This window comes from Nocardioides humi, assembly GCF_006494775.1.
In the GTDB taxonomy this organism is placed as follows: domain Bacteria; phylum Actinomycetota; class Actinomycetes; order Propionibacteriales; family Nocardioidaceae; genus Nocardioides; species Nocardioides humi.
Window position 1 is genome coordinate 4,804,886 of sequence record NZ_CP041146.1, and the last position, 13,130, is coordinate 4,818,015.

At 74.0% G+C, this 13,130-nt stretch carries 15 protein-coding genes; 7 read left to right on the plus strand and 8 right to left on the minus strand.

Annotation, left to right across the window (positions count from 1 at the left end; genetic code table 11):
- Positions 1–31: 31 nt before the first annotated feature.
- From FIV44_RS23220 to FIV44_RS23230, 3 genes are read left to right on the plus strand one after another with little or no spacing between them, the layout of a single operon-like run.
- Positions 32–475, plus strand: a complete 444-nt coding sequence (locus tag FIV44_RS23220; RefSeq protein ID WP_141006514.1) for a phage holin family protein — start codon at positions 32–34, stop codon at positions 473–475.
- Between the two features lie 32 nt (positions 476–507).
- Positions 508–750, plus strand: a complete 243-nt coding sequence (locus FIV44_RS23225) for a DUF3618 domain-containing protein (protein WP_141006515.1) — start codon at positions 508–510, stop codon at positions 748–750.
- Complete coding sequence (locus tag FIV44_RS23230) at positions 747–1,043, plus strand: DUF4235 domain-containing protein (RefSeq protein WP_141006516.1); 297 nt, start codon at positions 747–749, stop codon at positions 1,041–1,043. The genes FIV44_RS23225 and FIV44_RS23230 overlap by 4 nt, the downstream gene beginning before the upstream one ends.
- A 20-nt stretch (positions 1,044–1,063) precedes the next feature.
- Here FIV44_RS23230 and valS read toward each other — a convergent pair whose 3' ends face one another.
- Positions 1,064–3,691 (minus strand): valine--tRNA ligase, encoded by a 2,628-nt coding sequence (valS, locus tag FIV44_RS23235; RefSeq protein ID WP_141006517.1) that lies wholly within the window; start codon positions 3,689–3,691, stop codon positions 1,064–1,066.
- 58 nt (positions 3,692–3,749) lie between these two features.
- On the opposite strand from valS, the gene FIV44_RS23240 reads away from it, so the two are divergent.
- A complete protein-coding gene (locus tag FIV44_RS23240) occupies positions 3,750–4,907 on the plus strand; it encodes a SpoIID/LytB domain-containing protein (RefSeq protein WP_141006518.1) in 1,158 nt (385 codons plus the stop codon).
- Here FIV44_RS23240 and FIV44_RS23245 read toward each other — a convergent pair.
- Complete coding sequence (locus tag FIV44_RS23245) at positions 4,864–6,066, minus strand: benzoate/H(+) symporter BenE family transporter (protein ID WP_141006519.1); 1,203 nt, start codon at positions 6,064–6,066, stop codon at positions 4,864–4,866. The genes FIV44_RS23240 and FIV44_RS23245 overlap by 44 nt on opposite strands.
- Positions 6,067–6,144: 78 nt before the next feature.
- Here FIV44_RS23245 and FIV44_RS23250 point away from each other — a divergent pair, with 78 nt between their 5' ends.
- The gene (locus tag FIV44_RS23250) at positions 6,145–6,678 is read left to right on the plus strand and encodes a helix-turn-helix domain-containing protein (protein ID WP_141006520.1); all 534 of its coding nucleotides are present in this window, start codon (positions 6,145–6,147) and stop codon (positions 6,676–6,678) included.
- Between the two features lie 22 nt (positions 6,679–6,700).
- Here FIV44_RS23250 and FIV44_RS23255 read toward each other — a convergent pair whose 3' ends face one another.
- Both FIV44_RS23255 and FIV44_RS23260 read right to left on the minus strand, forming a co-directional pair.
- Positions 6,701–6,994 carry a DUF4873 domain-containing protein gene (locus tag FIV44_RS23255; RefSeq protein WP_141006521.1) on the minus strand — a complete coding sequence of 98 codons (294 nt, stop codon included), beginning with the start codon at positions 6,992–6,994 and terminating at the stop codon, positions 6,701–6,703.
- Positions 6,991–7,587 (minus strand): TetR/AcrR family transcriptional regulator, encoded by a 597-nt coding sequence (locus FIV44_RS23260; RefSeq protein WP_181410779.1) that lies wholly within the window; start codon positions 7,585–7,587, stop codon positions 6,991–6,993. The genes FIV44_RS23255 and FIV44_RS23260 overlap by 4 nt, the downstream gene beginning before the upstream one ends.
- Positions 7,588–7,734: 147 nt before the next feature.
- Here FIV44_RS23260 and FIV44_RS23265 point away from each other — a divergent pair, with 147 nt between their 5' ends.
- Positions 7,735–8,610, plus strand: coding sequence for an AurF N-oxygenase family protein (locus FIV44_RS23265; RefSeq protein WP_141006523.1), 876 nt, complete (start codon positions 7,735–7,737; stop codon positions 8,608–8,610).
- A gap of 10 nt (positions 8,611–8,620) precedes the next feature.
- On the opposite strand, the gene FIV44_RS23270 is transcribed toward FIV44_RS23265, so the two are convergent.
- The 3 genes from FIV44_RS23270 to FIV44_RS23280 form a co-directional block, all read right to left on the minus strand.
- On the minus strand, positions 8,621–9,025 hold the full coding sequence (locus FIV44_RS23270) for a type II toxin-antitoxin system PemK/MazF family toxin (RefSeq protein ID WP_141006524.1): 405 nt from the start codon (positions 9,023–9,025) through the stop codon (positions 8,621–8,623).
- Positions 9,026–9,087: 62 nt separating this feature from the next.
- Positions 9,088–10,599 carry a PH domain-containing protein gene (locus FIV44_RS23275; RefSeq protein ID WP_141006525.1) on the minus strand — a complete coding sequence of 504 codons (1,512 nt, stop codon included), beginning with the start codon at positions 10,597–10,599 and terminating at the stop codon, positions 9,088–9,090.
- Positions 10,596–11,078: a PH domain-containing protein gene (locus tag FIV44_RS23280; RefSeq protein WP_246086572.1), complete on the minus strand. Its 483-nt coding sequence runs from the start codon at positions 11,076–11,078 to the stop codon at positions 10,596–10,598. The genes FIV44_RS23275 and FIV44_RS23280 overlap by 4 nt, the downstream gene beginning before the upstream one ends.
- Positions 11,079–11,250: 172 nt before the next feature.
- Here FIV44_RS23280 and FIV44_RS23285 point away from each other — a divergent pair, with 172 nt between their 5' ends.
- A complete protein-coding gene (locus FIV44_RS23285) occupies positions 11,251–12,444 on the plus strand; it encodes a GGDEF domain-containing protein (protein WP_141006526.1) in 1,194 nt (397 codons plus the stop codon).
- 9 nt (positions 12,445–12,453) lie between these two features.
- Here the strand turns inward: FIV44_RS23285 and FIV44_RS23290 are convergent, their stop codons facing one another.
- Entirely contained in the window at positions 12,454–13,035 is a 582-nt protein-coding gene (locus tag FIV44_RS23290; RefSeq protein WP_141006527.1) for a hypothetical protein, read from the minus strand.
- Positions 13,036–13,130 lie beyond the last annotated feature (95 nt).

Here is a 13,130-nt window from a genome sequence, read left to right on the forward strand (position 1 = left end):
GGAGACGGCGCAACGATCCTGGGAGGCCGAGATGACCGCTCCATCGTCCTGGAGGCAGGACCCTCCTCCGAGCGACGTCGCCGGTGACGACCCCGAGCCGTCGACCGGCGAGCTCGTGGCCCGGGTGACGCAGGACGTACGGCAGCTGATCCGCGACGAGCTCCGCCTGGCCCAGCTGGAGATGACCGGCAAGGCGAAGCGGGTCGGCATCGGCGCCGGCCTCTTCGGCGCCGCCGGGCTGCTCGCGCTGTACGGCGTCGGCGTGCTCCTCGCGACCGCGGTCATCGCCCTCGCGCTGGCCGTGCCCGCCTGGCTCGCCGGGCTGATCGTCGGCGTGGCCCTGCTCGTGGCCGCCGGTGTCGCCGCGCTGGTCGGCAAGGGCCAGGTCGGCGAGGGGACGCCGCCCGTGCCGGAGCGGGCCATCGCCAACGTCAAGGCCGACGTCGACGCCGTCCGGCACCCGGGCGAGCACTGACCGGCCGGCCACCCGACGACAGGAGCGAAGAGATGAACGACGCCACGGGCCGCCCCGACCTGGCCGCCCTCGAGACCGAGATCGAGCGCACCCGCAGCGACCTCGCCCGCGACATCGACCTGCTCGCCGCGAAGGCCGACGTCGTGGGCCGCACCCGCGCCCGGCTGCGCGGTGCAGGAGCGAGCCCGGGCGCGATCGCGGGCGGCGTGCTCGCCGTGGCGGCGGCCGTCGCCACGGTCGTCGTGCTCCGGCGGCGGCGTGGGGGCCGGCGATGACCGCGGAGAAGCAGACCAGCAGGACGGCGAAGATCCTCTACCGGCCCTGGGGCCTGATCGGCAGCGTGATCGGCGGGGTGATCGCCGGGCAGCTGTTCCAGCAGGTGTGGAAGCGGGTCGACCCCGAGGCCACGCAGGACCCGCCGAAGCCGCTGCAGTCGGAGTACCGGCTGCGCAAGATCCTCCTCGCCGCCATGCTGCAGGGCGCCATCTTCTCCGTCGTCCGGGCGCTCATCGACCGCGGCGGCGCTCGCGCCTTCGAGCGCTGGACGGGGGAGTGGCCGGGCGACTGAGCCCGGACCGGCGTCCTGTCCTACTCGGGCTGCTCGGCGATCTCCGCGGTCACGGAGATCTCGGCCGCCGACGCGTCGACGGTGAACACCAGGTCGCCGGTGATCTTGCCGGCCGCGACCAGGTCGGCCGAGGCCGCCTCGACGGAGCGCACCGCCTTCTCCGGACCGGTGACCTCGACCCGGGCGAGCGGGGTCTTCATGGTGACCTTCGCCTGCGACTTGGCACCGCGGACGCCGGCCAGGGCGGCGGCGACGGCGTCGATCATCGCGCCGTCGGAGGCGGCGGGCGAGCCGAGCTCGGCGACCGTCGGCCAGGGGGCCCGGTGCACCGAGCCCTCCTGCCACCACGACCAGACCTCCTCGGTGACATACGGCAGGAAGGGCGCGAGCAGCCGGAGCTGGACCTGCAGCGCGAGCGCGAGCGTGGCCTTCGCCGACGCGGAGGCGTCGCTGTCGCCGGCGTAGGCGCGCTCCTTCACCAGCTCGAGGTAGTCGTCGCAGAACTCCCAGAAGAACTTCTCGCTGACCTCGAGCGCGGAGGTGTAGTCGTAGGTCTCGAACGCCTCGGTCGCCCGGCGGACGACGCCGCCGAGCCGGCCGAGCAGCGCGGTGTCGACGGGCTGGCTCACCGCGGCCGGGCTGAAGGTCGTGGCGCCGACGCTGCCGAGGACGAACTTCGACGCGTTGAGGACCTTCATCGCCAGCCGGCGGCCGACCTTCATCTGGGTCTCGTCGAAGGGGGAGTCCAGGCCCGGCCGGGCGATCGCGGCGCGCCAGCGGACCGCGTCGGCGCCGTACTTGGCCAGGATCTCGTCGGGCACGACGACATTGCCCTTGGACTTCGACATCTTCTTGCGGTCGGGGTCGACGATGAAGCCGGAGATCATCGCGTGCGACCACGGCGTGGCGTGGTTCTCGAAGTGGGCGCGGACCACGCGGCTGAAGAGCCAGGTGCGGATGATGTCGTGCGCCTGGGTGGCCAGGTCCATCGGGAACACCCGCGACCACAGGTCGGGGTCGGACTCCCAGCCGCCGGCGATGTGCGGGGTGAGCGAGGAGGTCGCCCAGGTGTCCATCACGTCGGGGTCGCCGATGAAGCCGCCGGGCTTGCCGCGCTGCTCCTCGGTGTAGCCGCTCGGCGCCTGGGTGGAGGGGTCGATGGGCAGCTCGGCCTCGGTGGGCAGCAGCAGCCGGCCGTAGTCGGGCTCGCCCTCCGCGTCGAGGGGGTACCAGACCGGGAACGGGATGCCGAAGAACCGCTGCCGGGAGATCAGCCAGTCGCCGTTGAGGCCGCCGACCCAGTTGTCGTAGCGGTGCCTCATGTGCGGCGGCAGCCACTCGATCTCGGCGCCGCGCTCCAGCATCTGCTTGCGGATCTCCGCGTCGCGGCCGCCGTTGCGGATGTACCACTGGCGGGTCGAGACGATCTCGAGCGGCTTGTCGCCCTTCTCGTAGAAGTTCGCCATCCGCTGGGTCGGCTTCGGGTCGCCGTCGAGGTCGCCGGTCTCCTTGAGCTTGGCGACCATCGCCTCCCGGGCGGAGTGCACGGTCTTGCCCTTGAGGTCCTCGTACGCCGCCGCGGCGGTGTCGCTCGCGAGCCACTCCGGCGTCTCGCGGGTGAACCGGCCGTCGCGGCCGATCACGGTGCGGACCGGCAGCTGCAGCTCACGCCACCACTGCACGTCGGTGAGGTCGCCGAAGGTGCAGCACATGGCGATGCCGGCGCCCTTGTCCTTCTCGGCGGCGGCGTGCGCGAGCACCGGGATCTCCACGCCGAACACCGGCGAGGTGACCGTCGTGCCGAAGAGGTCCTGGTAGCGCTCGTCGTCGGGGTGCGCGATCAGCGCGACGGCGCTGGCGATCAGCTCCGGGCGGGTGGTCTCGACATGGATCGGCGAGCCGTCCGGCTGGTGATAGGCCACCCGGTGGTAGGCGCCGGCGTAGTCACGCGCCTCCAGCTCGGCCTGGGCGACCGCCGTCTGGAAGGTGACGTCCCACAGGGTCGGCGCCTCCTGGAGGTACGCCTCGCCGCGCGCCAGGTTGCGCAGGAACGCGCGCTGGCTGACGGTCTGGGCCTTCGGGCCGATCGTGGTGTAGGTGATCTTCCAGTCGACGCTGAGGCCCAGGGTCCGCCACAGGGACTCGAAGACCTTCTCGTCCTCCTCGACCAGCTGCTCGCACAGCTCGATGAAGTTGGGCCGGCTGATCGGCACCTGCCTCCCAGAATTGGAGCGCCGTGGGTCGGGCTTCTCCGGCGGGGTGAAGTCGGCGTCGTACGGCAGCGAGGGGTCGCAGCGCACGCCGAAGTAGTTCTGCACCCGGCGCTCGGTGGGCAGGCCGTTGTCGTCCCAGCCCATCGGGTAGAAGACGGACTTGCCCTGCATCCGCTGGAAGCGGGCGATCAGGTCGGTGTGGGTGAAGGAGAACACGTGGCCGACGTGCAGGCTGCCGCTCACGGTCGGCGGCGGGGTGTCGATGGAGTAGACGTTCTCGCGCGGCTGGGTGCGGTCGAAGCCGTAGGTGTCGGCGTCCTTCCAGCGCTGCGCCCACTTCTCCTCGAGGCCCTCCAGCGCCGGCTTGTCCGGTACGACCACGGCGCCGGGGGCGCTGGTCGGGTCCGGGGTCTGCGTGCTGTCGAGCTCGGTCATGCCCCAAATCCTAGGGCGAGCGGGCCGCAGGCCTTTCACCGGCCGCTAGTCTCGAACGATGCGCCTGTTCTCGGGAACCGTCACCACTCTCGCCGCCGGCGTCGCTCTCGGCCTCGTCGCGCCCGGCTCGCTCCCGGCGTCCGCGGCCGGACCGGAGGCCGTCACCCTGACCGGCAGCGGCTGGGGCCACGGCAAGGGCCTCTCGCAGTACGGCGCCCGCGGTGCCGCCGCGCAGGGCCTGAGCGCGGCGCAGATCCTCGACTTCTACTACCCGGGCACCCAGGCGGGCCAGGGCGGCGGGTCGGTGAAGGTCCTGATCACCGCCGACACCTCCAGCAATGTCGTGGTCAAGCACCGCGCGAAGCTCAAGGTGCGCAGCCTCGCCACCGGCAGGACGTGGAAGCTGGGCAAGCGCGGCGCCAAGCGCTGGAAGCTGACCCCGCACGGGGCGAACACCAAGCTCTCGGTGAAGACGAAGCGCTGGAAGAAGGTGCGCATCATCCCCGGGCAGGCCGAGTTCAAGGCCAAGGGCGGCGCGATCAGGCTCTTCGTGCCGGGCGGTTCCGCGGACTACCGCGGCCGGCTCCGCTCGGTGGTGCCCGCCGACGGCCAGGGCCGGGACACGGTCAACGTGGTGAGCGTGGAGAAGTACCTGCGCGGCGTGGTGCCCTCCGAGATGCCGGCGACCTGGCACCCGCAGGCCGTCCAGGCACAGGCCGTCGCGGCCCGCACCTACGCGATCTTCGAGCGGGACAACAACGACCGCGGGCCCTTCGACGTCTACGACACCACCCAGTCCCAGGTCTACCGCGGCATCGCGGTGGAGAAGCCCGAGGCGAACGCGGCGATCAAGGCGAGCGCCGGGCAGGTCCGGACGTACGCCGGCAGGCCGGCCTTCACGCAGTTCTCCTCCAGCAACGGCGGCTGGACCGCGGCCGGCTCGCAGCCCTACCAGGTCGCCAAGGCGGACCCCTACGAGGCGAGCTCGGGGAACCCGAACAGCTCCTGGCAGGTCACGCTGGCGGCCGCCGACATCGAGGGGCAGTTCCCGGGCATCGGCGACTTCGCCGGTCTCGACATCACCAAGGATCCCGCGCAGGGCGGCCGGGTCACCTCGGTGAAGGTCACCGGAGCGGCCGGCAGCACGACGCTCACCGGCGACCAGTTCCGGGTCAGGTTCGGGCTGAGGTCGACGATGTTCTCGGGGCCGGCCTGACGGCCGGACGTCGTCCCGCCCGCAGGAAGGCCCGCAGCAGCAGCCCCGCCACCAGCGCCCAGAACGCGGCGCCGATCCCGAGCACGGTGACGCCGGAGGCGGCGACCACCAGCGTGGCGGCGGCGGGCTCCCGCTCGGCCGGGTCGGCGAGCGCGTCGCCGAGGGCGGCGCCCAGGGTGCCGAGCAGGGCCAGGCCGGCGGCGGCCTGCATGACGCCGTCGGCGGCCGCCGCGACGAGCGTGGCGAGCGCGGTGCTGGCGATCGCGAGCACCAGGTAGGCGACCGAGGCGCTGACCGCGGCGATCCAGCGCCGCCGCGGGTCCGCTCCGGCAGCCGGACCGGCGGCGAGGGCGGCGCTGATCGCGGCGAGGTTGATCGCGTGCCCGCCGGTGGGTGCGCCGGCCACGGTGCCGATGCCGGTCACGGCCAGCGACTCGCGCCACGGGACGCGGTAGCCGAAGCCGCTCATCACCGCGACGCCGGGGACGTTCTGCGAGGCCATCGTGACGACGTACAGGGGGAGCGCGATGCCGACGAGCGCCGACAGGGACCACGACGGGGTGGTCCAGGCGAGGTGCGGGGCGAGATCGGCGGCGTCGATCCGGGCGGTGGCCACGACCGTGCCGAGCGCGACGGCCAGGGCTCCCGGCACCGCCCACCGGGGAGCCACGCGGAGCAGCACCAGCCAGGTCACGACGAGCGGCGCGACGGCGGCGGGGGAGTCGACCAGGGCGGTGACCGGTGCCAGGCACAGCGGCAGCAGGACGCCGGCGAGCATCGCGCGGGCCAGGCTGACGGGGATCGCGGCGACCAGGTCGCCCACCCGGGGGACGAGCGCCGTGAGCAGGATGAGCACGCCGGCGGCGACGAAGGCCCCGACCGCCGCGGACCAGCCGCCGGTCACGCCGGCCGAGGTCGCCAGCAGCGCCGCGCCGGGCGTGGACCACGCCAGGGTCACCGGGATCCGGTGCCGCACCGAGAGCCACAGCATGCCGACGGCCTGGGTCACCAGCAGCGTCGCGAGGCCGGAGGCGGCCTGGTCGGCCGTGGCGCCGACGGCGGTCAGGCCGGCGAGCACGACGACGAACGAGCTGCTGAAGCCCACGAGCGCCGTGACGACGCCCGCCAGCACGGGTCCGTGAGTACTCTGCTCGGACACGCCGCCTCCTCCTGGACACCCGACCTGAACACCCGACGCGGCGTTCTGTTTACAGAACACCTTACGTGGAGAGGGCCGATGGCGCGAGCGGGAGAGGCGGCCGGTGCCGGCGTGGGGGCCCGCATCCGGGCGCTGCGCGAGGCGCGCGGCCTCTCCCTGTCCGCCCTGGCCGCGCAGGCGGGGATCGGGAAGGGCTCCCTCTCCGAGCTGGAGACGGGGCGCCGCAATCCCACGCTCGACACCCTGTACGCCGTCGCGGCCCCCCTCGGCGTACCGCTGGCCGCGCTGGTCGACGACCACGACGGCGCCGTCCTCGCCCACGGGGGCATGGTCACGACCCGGGTCCGCGTGCTGCGCGAGCCGGGCCGCACGACCGAGGTCTACCTGATCCGGCTCGCGCCCGGCGCCGTGCGCAGCTCCCCGGCCCACTCGCACGGCGTCGAGGAGCAGCTGGTGGTGGTCGCGGGCTCCGGCGTCGTGGAGTACGGCGACGGCTCGGTCGCCCTCGGCCCCGGCGACCACGTGCGCTTCGCCGCCGACCAGCCGCACGCGTACCGGGCGGGTCCGGACGCGGCGCTCGAGGCGGTCAACGTGATCGTCACGCCGGCCTGAGCCCCCCGATTCGGGGGCGTGCTCAGAACGGCGGCCGGCCCGTGCCGGTGATCCGGAGCCGCCCCCACGGGTCGACGTCGGAGACCTTGCCGGGCGCCTCGCCGTGGGCGGTGCGCAGGGTGACGGTTGACCCGCTGCGGACCGCGTCGACCGCGCCGGTGGCGGCGATCCGGCCGTACCAGTGGAAGTGGCCGTCGAGCGGCTGGAAGGCGCCGCGCAGGGTCACCGCGACGGGGTGCTCGACGTCGCCGGCGACGAGGACCGCCGCGCCGTCGTAGGCCTCCTGCGGCTCGTGGAGCTCGGGCGCCGCGGTCACCGGCGCCGCTCCGAGCGGATCGGCGTGACGCTGCCGCCGCCGGCGTCGAGCCGGGACAGGTCGACGCCGCTCTCGGCCGCCGCGCCGGCGAGCGCGTGCCAGATGAAGTCGCTGAGGTAGCCGGCGGCGGCGCTGCGCGAGACGGTGTGCCGCTCCAGCCACCACTGGCCGACGGACGTGCCGAGGCCGACCACGGCGTGCGCCCACGGCTCGGCCGCTCCGGTGTCGCCGCCGAGGTGGCGCAGGGCGTCGCCGAGGAGGCGGGTGAGCTTCGCCGCGATCTGGTCCTTGCCGGCCGCGAGCGGGTCGGTGCCGCCGGCGTGCCGGCTGAGCAGGAGGAACGCCTGCGGGTGCTCGGCGAGGGTGTCGAGGTACGCCGCGACGCCGGCCGTGACCCGGTCCCGGGCCGACGCGGGCGCGAGGACCGCGGTGAGGACCCGGGCGAGGACCAGGTCGGCCGCCCAGGCGCCGACCGCCGCGTGGAGCTCGGACTTGTCGGCGAAGTAGCGGTAGAGGACCGGCTTGCTGACGCCGGCCTCGGCGGCGATGTCGGCGACCGACGCGTCCGGGCCGAGGGTGTCGATCGCGCGCACGGCGGCGAGGACGAACTCCTCGCGCCGCTCGGTGCGGTGTCGTTCCCAGCGGGTGGTGCGTCCGTCGCTCTTGACGTGGGGGCCATGGGGACAAGAGTACAGTTATCCGTTACCGACGGTAATACCTATGATCCCGAGGAGGATCCCGTGACCCTGGAGGCGCTGCCCGAACGGCTGCTGCGCTCGACCGCGCGCCAGTCCTACGACCCCGAGGTCGACCTCGACTGGAGCGCGCCGCCGGTCCCGGGCCTGTGGTGGATGCAGCCGGAGCGGATGTCCCTCTACGGCACGCCGACCTGGCGGCGGCTCAGCGAGGAGGAGCGGATCACGCTGTCCATGCACGAGGTCGCGAGCATCGCCAGCGTCGGCATCTGGTTCGAGATCGTGCTCATGCAGCTGCTGCGGGACGTGTACGCCCAGGACCCGCGCTCCGCGCGGACCCAGTTCGCGCTCACCGAGGTCGGCGACGAGACCCGGCACACCGTGATGTTCGGCCGCGCGATCGGCGCCATGGGCGTGCCGGCGTACGGTCCTCGCGCGACCCCGCGCCGGCTCGCGAAGCTGGGTCCGCTGGCGCTGCGCGGCGCCAGCGCGTACGCCGGCATCCTCATCGGCGAGGAGCCCGTCGACCGCTGGCAGCGGGAGATGATGCGCGACGAGCGGATCCAGCCGCTGACCCGGATGGTCGCGCGGATCCACGTCACCGAGGAGGCCCGCCACGTCACCTTCGCCCGCGACGAGCTGGCGAAGTCGGTGCGCGGCCTGAGCCGCACCCGGCTGCGCTACCACCAGGCGCTCACCGCCCAGGTCGCCTATGTGACCATGCGGTCGCTGGTCCATCCCGACGTGTACGCCGCCGTCGGGCTCGACCCGCGGGAGGCCCGGCGGGAGGCGCTCGGCAACGAGGCCTATCGCGAGACCATCGCCTGGATGGGCGAGAAGGTGATGCCGGTCCTGCAGGAGAACGGCATGGTCGGCGAGCGCGACCGCAAGGTCTGGCGCGCGTCCTTCCTCATGCGCTGAGCCGGGCGGATCAGCGCAGGAACCGCTGCCGGGCGGCGATGACCTCCGCGTAGATCCGCGGCGCCAGCGCGGCGCCCTCGCGTCGTACGTCGCGGGCATCGAGGACGAGCAGCCGGTTGAGCCGGACCTCGCTCGGCCGGCCCCGGGGATCCCAGCCGCCGGCGCCGATGTCCATCCAGTACCGCCCGGCGGCCGCCTCCTGGGCCTCGTCGCGGTCGTGGTCCTTGCTCGTCATCACCAGGCAGTGCACCAGCTCGCGCCCGTCGGCACCGGTCGCCGTGCCGATGACCAGCACCGGCCGGTCCTTGCCCTGGCGCGGGTCGTCCTCGTAGGGCACCCACGCCCAGACCACCTCGCCGGGATCGGGCTCGCCGTCCGCCTCCGGTGCGTAGGTCCCGTCGGGCTGACCGGTCATGACGCCTCCAGGAATTCGGCCGGCAGCGCGGCGGGAGGCGCGCGACGGCAGCTTGCTGCCCCTCATGATCGCGCCGTAGACGCGCTCGGCAGGTTGACACAGAATTGGGTGATCAGGCCGGGGGTGGCGGCCTCGGCGAGGGTGATCGCGTCCTCGGCGGGTACGTCGGGCACCCGCACCTGGCCGCTGCCGCCGGCGGTCGTGGCGGCGAGCGAGACCAGTCCGGCCCGCCGCTGGAACCAGGTCGCGCGCTGGTTCCAGCCGATCACGTGACCCGCGGCCAGCGCGTCGCGGCTGCGCAGCACGGAGCCGGAGCGCATCACGACGTGGCCGTCGAGGAAGGCGTGGCCGAGCGCGCGGGCCCGGTCCCACGCCAGGGCGAGCGCCGCCGCGACCGGCACGGCGGCCGTCGCCAGCAGCCAGGCCGGCGCCCCGGCGACCACGACCGCCACCACGGCGGCGATGAACGGCAGCGAGCCCAGCAGCGCCCGGCTGAAGCGGCGCGTCGTCGCCGCCCGGCCGTGGGGGAGCAGCGGACCGGTCACGGGGGCGGGCGTCCCGAGCACGGCCGACGCGACGTCGTACCCGATGCCGCGCGGGGCGGGCGGCAGCAGCACGGCCGAGCTGGACTGGCTGCCGCTCAGGCCGGTGACGATCGCCCCGACCCGCCGCCCGCGGGCCAGCCGCAGCGCCGCCGGCTCGCCGACCGTCGCGCCGGCCAGCCGGGCGACGTCGATGCTGGTCTCGCGGCGGGTGAGCAGGCCGCGGCGGACGTGCCAGGCGGCGCCGTGGCGGGCGATCACGAAGCCGCCGTTGGTGACGAGATAGCCGCCGACCGCCAGCAGGGTCACGAGGAGGACGCCGCCGACGACGAGGGCGAGCACGAACGCCCGGTCGATGCCGGCGAGGTCGTCCTCGCTGACCCGGATCTCGATCGACTCGGTGAGCTGGAGGCCGCCACCGACGATGGCGCCCAGGCCGACGAGCACGGTGCCGCTGAACGGGGCGTACCAGAGCCAGCGCGGGGAGAACCGGGCGACGACCTGCTCCTGCTCGGCGACGGCGCCGACGGCGCCGGGGGCGCCGGGGGCACCGGGAGCGCCGGGGACGGCGCCGGCCGGGACGGCGGTGCGCAGCAGCTCCGCCCGCAGCCGGGCGGCCTCGTCCCTCGGCAGCGCGTCGAGCTCGAGCCGCTCGTCGGCGTCGCTGGCCACGCTGCCCGTGCCGATCACGACAGTGGCCAGGCCGAGCACGCGGTGGATGGGGGAGGCGGTCAGGTCGACGGTGCGGACCCGGTCGACCGGTGTCGAGAGGGTGTGCCGCTGCAGCAGGCCGCGCTGCAGCTCGACCCGGCCGTCGCCGATCCGGTAGGTGGTCGTGAGATAGCGGACCACGCCGAGGCCGACCGGGATCCCCACGCCGAGCAGGGTCCACGGCCCGGCGCCGGACGCGCCGCCGGCGATGAGCAGGCCGAGCAGGATCGGCAGGAACTTGAGGACCTCCTTGATCGGGTGGACCAGGAGCATCCGCGGGTCGAGCCGCTGCCAGGCGGTGGGCGCCACGGGCACGCTCACGTGGCGTCGCCCTCGACGAGGTCGGCCTTGCGGGTCAGCTCGTCGACGAGCGCGAGCGCGACCGGCCGGTCGAGGCCCTCGATCTGCAGCGGGCCCGCCGCCGACGCCGTGGTCACCGTGACCGTCGCCAGCCCGAACAGCCGGGCCAGTGGGCCCTGCGCGAAGTCGACCGTCTGCACCCGCGACATCGGCGCGATCCGCCGCTCCCGCGCCCACCAGCCGCGCTGGGTGTAGACCGCGTCGGCCGACACCTCCCAGCGGTGCACGCGATAGCGCCACTGGGGTACGACGACCGCCACTCCCGCGCACACCAGCACCTCGAGGCCGAGCAGCCACCAGCGCAGGCCGTCCGGCCCGAACAGCACCGCCGCGACCCCGAGGCCGACCGCCACGACCACGGCCGTGATGCCGAGCTCGACGTGCCACATCAGGCGGGCCCGGGGACTGACCCGGTGGGCGGGGTCGCGCAACTGGCTCACGGTGGGGAGCCTACGAGGTCCCGCCAGCCGGCGCCGGGCCGAGCCCCGGGCGGGACCTTGGCCCCCGATGGGGCCCGGGACTCCACCCGAATTGACCATGGCGCGACGGCCTTCGGTCATGATCGCCGGACTCCCGGGTGCGGCCCACCGGGTGCGCCCTAGCCTGAGGAGCATGCTGGACACGGTGACCCTGCGCGTGGCCTTCGGCCTCGTGGCGATCTGCGTCCTCGCCCTCTTCTACAGCGTGACCTATCGCTCGACCCGCTCCTCGTACAGCGGCTGGTGGTGCGTCTCCCTGGGCTGCTTCATCGTCAGCGCCTCGCTGTTCCTGCTCAACGGCACGCCCGTCCAGATCCTGGCGAACCCGCTCGGCAACGCGATCGCCGTGCTCGGCGCCGGCTGCGTGTGGGCGGCGGGGCGCTCGCTGCGCGAGATCCGGGTGCGCTGGTGGCAGCTGGCCGCCGTACCGGCGGTGGTCCTCGCGATCTCGCTCGCCGACGACCCGCGCCACGACATCTGGTCCGGCGGCGCGGCCTATCTCGCCTGCATGGCGCTGCTGGTCGGTGCCTCGGCCTGGGAGCTCGCCCAGCTGCTGCGCGTGCTCGGTCCGGCTCGCGCGACGCGCGCCCAGTACCGGTTCGCCGTGCGCGCGATGGTCGTCGTCTCGTCGGTGATCTCCGGCTTCTACCTCGGCCGGACGGTCGTGTTCGTGGCGGTCGGTCCCGATCACGTGGTCTTCCGGGCCGCCTTCGGCGGACAGGTCACGACGCTGCTCACGATGGTGCTCCTCGTCGTGGTCACCTTCAGCATGTCCGCGCTCAGCCACGAGCAGCAGACCTCGGAGCTGCGCCTGCAGGCGACCCGGGACAGCCTCACCGGCCTCCTCAACCGCGCGGAGTTCCTCCGCGCGGCCCAGCGCGAGATCGACCGCCGGCCGCTGCGGAAGGACGCGGCGATCGTCGTCGCCGACCTCGACCGCTTCAAGAGCATCAACGACGGCCTCGGCCACGCCGCCGGCGACCGGGTCCTCACCGCCTTCGCCGAGGCCTGCCAGGACGTGGTGGGCGCCCGCGGCATCCTCGGGCGGCTCGGCGGCGACGAGTTCGTGCTCCTCGTCCGGGGCAGCTCGGCGGAGGCGGTCGTGGACGCCATCGCCCGTCGCTACCGCGGTGGGGAGGGCAGCCCCATGCCGACCGTCAGCTTCGGCATCGCCGCGGCGGCGGCCGGCGACGACATCGCCCTCGCTGTCGAGCACGCCGACGAGGCGCTCTACGAGGCGAAGGCCGCCGGACGGAACCGCGCCGTCCGGGCCCCGCGACACGACGACCGCCCACCGGGTGTGGTGGACGGTCGTCGTACCGCGTGACTGAGACGCTCAGCCGCGCGCGATCCTGCGGGAGAGACGGAGCTTCTCGTCGTCGATGCCGCGACGCAGGCCGTCGTCGGCGAAGAGCCTCTTGCCGCGGATCACTCCGGCGCCGACGCCGACCCGCACCCACGGGGGCGTGCCGAGGCACGCGGTGGGGACGACGAAGGTCACGGCCTTGCGCTCGAGGCTCGTGGTGAACCCGGTGCACGCGATGTCCTGGTCGTCCTGGGTGACCATCTCGTAGACGGCGCCGAACATCTTGGTGTAGGTCACGTCGAAGGTGCCTGCGGGCGTGCGGACCGTGGCGCCGAGGAAGAACTTCTTGCGCGGCAGGGGGCCGCGGGTGCGGAACCGGATGACCAGCGCGTCGGTGCCGTGGCTGATCCGGACCCGCCGGATGTCGACGCCCCGCTCGGACGGCGTGACCCGGTCGGTGTCGGAGTCGAGCCGCCCGCCGACGACGTCGCGGGCCGGGTCGACGTGGACCAGGTCGGCGGCGGAGGCGAGGGCGGGGGCGGTGAGGACGAGTCCGGTCGCGCAGGCGAGCGCGACGAGGAGGCGGGCCACGGTGCGGGGTGCAGAGGTCATGGCGCCATCCTCGACCGAAACGGCGGCGCCCGCGTGGTGTTCCGTACTCATGACCGGGGAGATCCCGGAGATCCGCGCCGAATTCGCCCGGCCAC